The 2,117-nt window shown below is 70.2% G+C and carries 2 protein-coding genes; both read right to left on the reverse strand.

Features of this window, described 5'->3' with window-relative positions; genetic code table 11:
• Positions 1 to 145 precede the first annotated feature (145 nt).
• Entirely contained in the window at positions 146 to 997 is an 852-nt protein-coding gene (locus tag FJ309_17465) for an NAD(P)-dependent oxidoreductase (protein ID MBM3956362.1), read from the reverse strand.
• The gene (gene chrA, locus FJ309_17470; protein ID MBM3956363.1) at positions 994 to 2,043 is read right to left on the reverse strand and encodes a chromate efflux transporter; all 1,050 of its coding nucleotides are present in this window, start codon (positions 2,041 to 2,043) and stop codon (positions 994 to 996) included. The genes FJ309_17465 and chrA overlap by 4 nt, the downstream gene beginning before the upstream one ends.
• Between the last annotated feature and the right edge of the window lie 74 nt (positions 2,044 to 2,117).

Below are 2,117 nucleotides of genomic sequence, written 5' to 3' on the forward strand. Positions count from 1 at the left end.
CTCGATTGGCACGGGCTCGTCGCCTCGGGGAAGGTCCCGGGGATGGCGGGTGATTCCATTCACCTCGGCACCCTGAAGGCTCGACGGACCTACGCGCGATTGATCCTCGGACGGATCGTCGGGCGGTGGTGATGCCCCGTGGGGCTCACCGCACGGCGTCGCGTCCGATCACCCCGAAGTCCTGATGCCCCAGCCCCTCGGCGAGGAGCGCATCCATCCGCGCGGCCATCCCGGGGATCACCATCAACGGCGCGTCACCCACCGACTCCTGCATCAGTCGGAGATCCTTCCGCGCCATCGCGAGCTCGAAGCTCGGGGCGAAATCCCTGTTTGTCATCCGCTTGGCGCGCGCGGCCACCACATGGCTCGGGTTGAGATACTCGAGCAGTTTGGCGATATCCGCCCCGGGCACACCGGCGCGATCGAGCACCGTCACGGTATCGGAGACGAGCCCGGTGATGCCGAGGAGCAGGGCGTTCCCTGCGAGCTTGAACGCGGCGGCGATGTCAGGGCGCTCGCCGAGGTACTCGATCCGTGAGGCCTGCCGTGCGAGGGCCGGGTGAACAGCGTCGAACCACGCGCGTGGGCCGCAGGCGAGCATGACCCCTTCGGCCTTCCGTGCCCCGGGGGGTCCGATGAAGACGGGGCAGTGGAGATATCGCACACCGGCGGCGGAGAGTCGCGCGGCGCGAGAGGCGGTGAGGTCGGGACGCGTCGTGGTGTGATCGACGATCGTCACATCGGCGCCGAGGCCGGGGCGCACTGCCTCGATCACCGCATCGACCGAGGCGTCATCCTGGAGGACGAGATGCACACGGCTCACGCCACGCACGGCCTCGGCCGGCGTATCGCAGACGGTCGCGCCGAGCGCGGCGAGTGGCTCGGCCTTGGTGCGGGTACGATTCCAGACATGGACCGACTCGCCGCGCCCGAGCGCGGCCTCGACGAAGCCGGCGCCGAGGAGTCCGGTGCCAAGGAAGGCGATGGGCGTGGTCATGCGATGGAAGCTAGCCAGCCGATCGCGCCGCCACTCAGCACGAGCCAGCCGGCGTTCACGCGCCAGCGGACGATCGCCACGAGGGCGAGGAGGGTGAGGGGCACGCCGAGCCCTGGCGTGCCGAGCGCGGCGCGCCCGAGCGGGAGACTCACCGCGATCATGAGTGCGAGGGAGGCCGCATTCAACCCGCGCAGGGCGGCCCGCACATCGGGGTGCGCCATATATCGCTCGAGCACAGGCGCGGTGAGCGCGACGAAGACGAACGCCGGAAGGAAGATCCCCACCGTCGCGACCACCGCCCCCGCGTACCCCGCCAGCAGATATCCGATGAAGGTCGCCGTCGTGAACACGGGGCCGGGCGTCATCTGGCCCGCGGCGATCGCGTCGAGGAGTTGCGACTCGGTGAGCCAGCCGAGCCGCTCGACGAGATCGGTGCGGAGGAAGGCGAGGAGCACATAGCCGCTCCCGAAGAGGAAGGCGCCGGCCTTCGCGAAGACGGCGAGGATCCCTCCCAAGGTCGGAAGGGCATCGCTGGAACCGCCGATGGCGAACGGCACCATCGCCCCTGAGAGATGTGCGAGCGGGTCGCCGCCGGCGATCACGCGTCGATCGGTCCACGTCACGAGGGCCGCGACGGCGAGGATGGTCAGCTCGTGCACACCGAGCCAGGTGGCGACGAGTGCGGCCACTGCGACCGCGGCCGTCATCGCCGAGCGGATCGCCGTCACACCGAGCCCCCAGAGGGCGTGGAGCACCACGGCGAGGACCACGGGCTTGATCCCCGCGAGGATCCCGCCGACCGCCGGCAGCGCCCCGGCGCGGAGATAGACCCACGCGAGTCCCAAGGTGATCACCATCGCGGGGAGGATGAAGCTCAGCCCGGTGACGATCAGCCCGCGCCATCCGGCGCGCCGATAGCCGATGTGCATCGCAAGCTCGGTGGAATTCGGCCCCGGGATCATCGCCGACGCGCTCACGAGGTCGAGGAAGTGCTCGCGGGTGAGCCACTGCCGGCGTCCGACGACCTCCCGTTCCATCAACGCGATGTGGGCTGCTGGGCCACCGAAGGCGGTGGTCCCGAGGCCGAGGCCGAGTGCGGCGAGCTCTCGGAGCCTGCCGT

The organism is Planctomycetota bacterium (genome assembly GCA_016872555.1).
In the GTDB taxonomy this organism is placed as follows: domain Bacteria; phylum Planctomycetota; class Planctomycetia; order Pirellulales; family UBA1268; genus F1-20-MAGs016.